The organism is Limobrevibacterium gyesilva (genome assembly GCF_025989185.1).
Lineage (GTDB): Bacteria > Pseudomonadota > Alphaproteobacteria > Acetobacterales > Acetobacteraceae > Limobrevibacterium > Limobrevibacterium gyesilva.
In genome coordinates this window covers 1-5,645 of record NZ_JAPDNT010000066.1, presented here as the reverse complement: position 1 = coordinate 5,645, position 5,645 = coordinate 1, and the positions used below count along the sequence as shown (strand labels likewise).

3 protein-coding genes and 1 pseudogene are annotated in these 5,645 nt (G+C 74.7%); all 4 read right to left on the bottom strand.

Features of this window, described 5'->3' with window-relative positions; translation table 11 throughout:
- Nucleotides 1–538, bottom strand: a pseudogene (locus tag OL599_RS25620) (hypothetical protein); the annotation flags it as partial.
- Nucleotides 539–555: 17 nt separating this feature from the next.
- Complete coding sequence (locus OL599_RS25615; protein WP_264716896.1) at nucleotides 556–996, bottom strand: TspO/MBR family protein; 441 nt, start codon at nucleotides 994–996, stop codon at nucleotides 556–558.
- 105 nt (nucleotides 997–1,101) lie between these two features.
- Nucleotides 1,102–3,219 carry a hypothetical protein gene (locus OL599_RS25610; protein ID WP_264716894.1) on the bottom strand — a complete coding sequence of 706 codons (2,118 nt, stop codon included), beginning with the start codon at nucleotides 3,217–3,219 and terminating at the stop codon, nucleotides 1,102–1,104.
- 53 nt (nucleotides 3,220–3,272) lie between these two features.
- Nucleotides 3,273–5,645: DUF4159 domain-containing protein (locus OL599_RS25605; protein ID WP_264716893.1), on the bottom strand; the 2,373-nt coding region annotated here is incomplete at its 5' end.

The following is a 5,645-nucleotide window of genomic DNA, read 5'->3' as shown; positions in this document are numbered from 1 at the left end:
GCGCCGCGGCCGCGGTCGCCACGGGCTTGGCCGGCTTGCGGGTCGCGGGGCCGGTTGCGGAGCTGTTGGCAGCGGTGCTCGCCGGGCTGGTGCCGCGCATCGACAGCAGCAGGAAGGTGATGTCGTTGCGGCCGAGATCGACCGAGAGGTCGATCGGCGTCAGGCCGAGCACGTTGCGCCCGTTCAGGTCCGCGCCGCGCGACAGGGCGTCGCGCGCGCTGGCGATGTCGCCGCGGTTCACCGCGTCGAACAGCGCGTCGGTGGGGTTGGCGTCGAGCGGAACGGCGCCGCGCTCCACCGGTCCGCCGGGGCTGGCCTGGGCGCCGGGCAAGGCGGGCGGCATCGGCGTTCGGACGACCGGGTCCTGCCTGGGGCGCACGACGGGGCTGGTCACGCCGGCGGTCGGGCCGCTGAGTTGCGCGAGTGCGGCCGGTGCGGTGAACAGGCCTCCGAGCAGCAGGACGAGGGCGGCCGCCGGCACGCGGGCGCGTACGCGCGGGCGCGCCGGCAGGTCGATCTTGCATGACATGCGGGGCATGGGGACTACTCCAGCAGCTAGCCCGGGTTCAACCAGAGGAACCCGACATTGAGGTAGGTGGCATAGCACGTCCATGCTGCGTAAGGCACCATCAGCGCCGCCGCAACCGGGCGCTGGGCGGCGAATGCGCGGATGGTGAGGCCGATCAGGCACAGCAGCGGCAGGATCACGAGCAGGCCGAGCGCCGGGCTGTGCAACCCGAAGAAGGCCGGAGTCCAGGCCGCGTTGAGCAGCAACTGCCAGCCCCATAGCAGCAGAGCGCGACGCTGCCCAGGGCTGGGGCGGCACCAGACCAGCCAGGCGGCGGTGCCGATCAGTACGTAGAGCGTGGTCCACACCGGCGCGAACACCCAGTTGGGCGGCGTGCCGGGCGGCCAGGCCAGGGCCAGGTACCACGTCCGCACGCTGGTCGCGGTCATGGTCCCGTTGGCGGCGCCCACCAGCAGGCACAGGCCCACGAAGCCGACCAGCGCCAGCCAGTGCGCGGTCGGTGTCGGGGTGGCGGAGCCGTGCGAGTCGTCGTCCAGGAAGACACATCTCCTCGGGTTGGGAGCAGCTGCGGGTTACGCCCCTTCGCGCCGCCACGCCAACAGCGCCAGCCCGAGGATCAGCGGCAGCGCGAGCCATGGCGGCAGCAGCGGGATGGCGGTGATGCCGGTCACCAGATGGTCGTGGCGGCGCTGCAGGCCGATCCAGTTCGACCCCGCCGCCTCTCGCCCGGGCTCGGTGCGGCGCAGGGCGGGGGCGCCGGCCGGATCGAGCCAATGCACACTGCCGCCGCTGGCGCGGGCGAGCGGCGCCAGCAGGGTCGCGGTGGCGCGCAGGTCGGCCAGTTCCGGCGGGTTGGCGGCGCCGGCCGCGGCGTAGGCGACGCGGGTGCCGTCGCTGACCTGCCACACGCCGGGCAGGGTCGCGGGCAGGTTGCCCACGGCGCGGCCGGGCCGGGTGGGGGTCAGCGCCAGCGGCATTTGCTTGCCGTCGGGGTCGGTCACGTTCACCTGGCCGACCGCGACCTCTTCGGTGCTGCGGCGCTCCACTGCCAGGGCGCCATGCTCCACCTTGGCGGTCAGCGCGGTTTCCTCGAGGTCGGGCTCTTTCATCAGCCAGTGCGCCACGCGGCGCAACAGCTCGGCCTGCGGGCCGCCGCCCTCGTGGCCGCGCGACCACAGCCAGATCTGGTCCGACAACAGCAGGGCGGCGCGGCCCTGCTCCACGTGGTCCAGCACCAGCAGCGGCGTGCCGTCCGGCGTGTCCATCAGCACGTCGCCATGCAGGTCGGCCGGCGTGATGTGGCGATACCAGGAGCCCCAGCCGGGCTCGCCGCCGCCCAGGGCGTTGGGCGGCTTCCAGCCGGGCAGGCCTTCGGTGACGGGGTGGCGCGCGCCCAGGGCGGTGACGCCGGGGCGGAAGGCGCCGTCGACCACGGCGCTGGTGGCGGCGGGGCGGGCCGGCAGCACGGCGCCCAGGGGGCTCGCGGCGAGGCTGCCGGGGCCGGCGTATTCGGGGCCGGCGGTCATCAGCAGGGCGCCGCCGGCGCGCACGTAGTCGGCGATGTTGCGCAGATACAGCGGCGGCAGGATGCCGCGATTCTGGAACCGATCGAGGATGATCAGGTCGAATTCCTTGATCTTCACCTGGAACAGCTCGCGCACCGGGAAGGCGATCAGCGCCAGCTCGTTCAGCGGCGTCAGGTCGTCTTTTTCCGGCGGGCGCAGGATGGTGAAGTGCACCAGGTCCACCGCCGGGTCGGCCTTCAGCAGCCGCCGCCAGGTGCGCTCGCCGGCGTGCGGCTCGCCGGAGACCAGCAGCACGCGCAGCCGGTCGCGCACGCCGTTGATCTCCACCACCGCCTTGTTGTTCACGGTCGAGATCTCGCCCGGCAGCGTGTCGGCGGTCATTTCCACCACGGTGTTGCCGCCGCGGGTGATGGGCACGTCGATCTGGTGCTCGACGCCGACCGGCACGCTCTCCACTCGCGGCTCCTCGCCGTCGCGGCGGATGGTCAGCCGGGCGGCCTGCCCGAACGCGAGGCCATTGCGCGGCAGGCCGAGGTCCTCGATCGCCATGCGGATGGTGACGGACTTGCCGACGATGCCGTAGGTCGGCGCCTCGACGACGCGGATGCGGCGGTCGAGCTCCTCGCCCTTGGCGGGGATCAGCACATGCAGCGGCGCGCCGCCGAACGGGGCCTCGCCGGCGGCCGGGGCGGGGATGTCGTGCACCTGCCCGTCCGTGACCGCGACGATGCCGGCGAGGCGGGCACGCGGGATGTCGGCCAGCGCCCGGTCGATGCCGGCAAACAGCCTGGTGCCTTCCGAGCCCTGCTCGGGCACGGTGACGGTGCGCAGCTCCAGGTCCGGCAGGTCGCGGGCCTCGGCCTCGATGCGGGCGCGGGCGGCCTCCGCGAGCTTCGTGCGATCGCCCACCGACATGCTGGCGGTCTGGTCGATCACCAGCAGGCCGATATCCGGCAGGGTTTCGCGGGTTTCCTCGACCAGACGCGGGCCGGACAGCCACAGCAGCAGTGCCGCGAAGGCGAAGAAGCGCCACGCCAGGCCGCGCGCGCGCCTCCACAGGCCGACGCCCAGCGCGAGCGCGCACAGCGCCGCCAGCGCGGCCAGCAGCCCCATCGGCAGGGCCGGGTCGAAGCGCAGGGCGGCGAAGGCCTGTTCCAGGTGCATCGGTCAGTGGCTCGGTTGGGGGGAGGGGGCCGGGGGGAGGGGTCGGCGCACGCTCATTGCCCGAGCCTTTCCAGCAGCGCCGGCACGTGCACCTGGTCGCCCTTGTAGTTCCCGGTCAGCGCGTACATCACCAGGTTCACGCCGAAGCGGTAGGCCAGGGTGCGCTGGCGGCTGCCGCCGGGGATGGTGGCGTAGGGGTTGCGCCCGGTCGCATCGACCGCCCAGGCGGCGGCCCAGTCATTGCCGCCGATGATCACCGGGCTCACGCTGTCGTTGGAACGGTCCTGGTCGCGCTGCACCCACACGGTGTCGCCGGTGTAGCGGCCGGGGAAGTCCTGCAGCAGGTAGAAGGCGCGGGCCAGCACATGCGCGGTGGTCAGTGGCGCCAATGGCGGCACGGCGAGCCCTTCGCCCAGCCGCTGCAGCGCCTCGTCGGCGCCGGCGGCGAAGCCTTCGCCGCTGCCGCCGTTGCGGGTGTCGATCACGATGATGCCGCCATGCGCCATGTAGTCGTTCAGCGCCGTGATCGCGGTCCCGGAGGGGGTGGGCGCGTCCGGCGTGATCGGCCAGTACAGCAGCGGGTAGAAGCTGAGGTCGTCCTGGCCCGGCACCACGGCGGCGGGCTCGGCGAGGGCGGCGGCGGTGCGGCGGTTCACGTAGTCGGACAGGCCGCCCAGCCCGGCGCGGGAGACGCCGTCCACCTGGTCGTCGCCGGTGACGACATAGGCCAGGCGCGTGGCCAAAGCGGGATGGATGTTGCCCTGCTCCGCGTCCTGCGCGTGCGCCGGCATCACCATGAGCAGTGCCGCCGCCGCCGTGGCCGCCCGCAGCAGGCCGCGCAGGCGCAGCGACAGCAGCAGGTCGATCGCCAGCAGCGCGAGGGCCGCGGCCAGCAGCCAGGGCGCCAAGGCGCGCTCGGGCGCCACGCCGCCGATCGGTTCCTCGCGGGCGAAGGCGATGGTCGGGGCGGCCTCCGGCACCGCCATGCGGGCCGACAGGTTCAGCGCGCGGCGACCGTTCTCCGGCCCGTAGAGCCCCGGCGGATGGCGTGGCGATGCGGCGGTGGTGGCCAGCTCGGCGGCGGTGAGGGCCGCGGCGGCGGCCGAGGGCGGGGTGAGCTGGCCGAATCCGTCCAGCAACTCGGCCGGCGCCAGCCTGGTGTCGCCGGCCTCGTCGGCGCTGGCCACGCCATTGGCCATCGCCACCAGCCGGCGCAGCATGTCCACGAACAGCCCGGACAGCGGCAGGTCGGACCAGTCGGCATTGGCGGTGACGTGGAACAGCACCACGCGCCCGCCGCCGCGCGGGGATTGCGTCACCAGCGGCGTGCCGTCGGCGAGCCGGGCCCAGGTGGCGTCGACCAGATGCGCGCCGGGCGAGGCCAGCACCTGCCGCGCCACCCGCACCTCGGCCGGGACCGCGAGGCCGGCGAAAGGGGAGGTGGGCAGGAACGGGGCGAGGCCGGCCGGCTGGCTCCAGGACAGCGCGCCGCCGAGCTGGCGGTCGCCGGCCAGCAGCTTCACCGGCAGCAGGCTGTCCGGATGTTCGGCGGTCTGCGGCCCGGCGAAGCGCACCAGCAGGCCGCCTTTTTCCACCCATTGCGCCAGCGTGTCGCGTTCCGGCCCGTCCGGCACCACGTGGTCGGCCAGGATCAGCACCGAGAGCTCGCGCGACAGCAGCGTCTTGAGGTCGCCTTCGCGCAGCTCAGCATAGGGTTCGAGCGCGCGCTTGAGGTAATAGAGCTGGCCGGTCAGCGGCGTGCCGGCGGTGGTGGCGTCGCCGGCCAGCAGGCCCACCGGACGGCGGCGCCAGCGCTCGTCCAGCAGCACCACCGCCCCGGCGGTGGGCGGGCCTTCCAGCACCAGCCGGGCGAGCCGGTTGCGCAGCTCGGGCGGCAGCACGATCGGGGCCTCGGCGGTGGCCGCGCCGGCGGCGAAGCCGGCGGTCACGCGGGCCAGGGTGCGGCCGTCGCCGGATTGCGCCAGCACGGGAACCTCGTCCGGCACCGGCCGCGGCGCCTGGGCCACGCGGGCCACCAGCCGGTCGGCCTCGGTGCGCGGGGGCAGCAGCAGGCGGGCCGGGGCGTCCTCGGCGCGAAGCTCGGTCAGCGGGCCGATGGCGGACAGCGCCTCGGCGAACCTCTCCCAGTCCGGCCCGTCCGTCAGCCCGTCGGCGAGGTAGACGACGGCGCCGCCCTGCTTCCAGTCCTGCAGGGCGGACGCGGCGGCGGCGCGGTCGCTGGGCCATGGCTTCGGGCGCAGCGCTTCCAGGCGCGGGCGCAGCTCCGGCACCGGCATCGGCAATGTTGCCTGCGGGGCGGCGCCGGCCGCGGAGGGCGCGGTGGCCAGCAGGGCGACGTCGCGGCCGGCGCGCTCGGCGCGGTCCAGCACGGCGGTGGCGGCGGCGATGCGGCGCGGCCAGCCGGG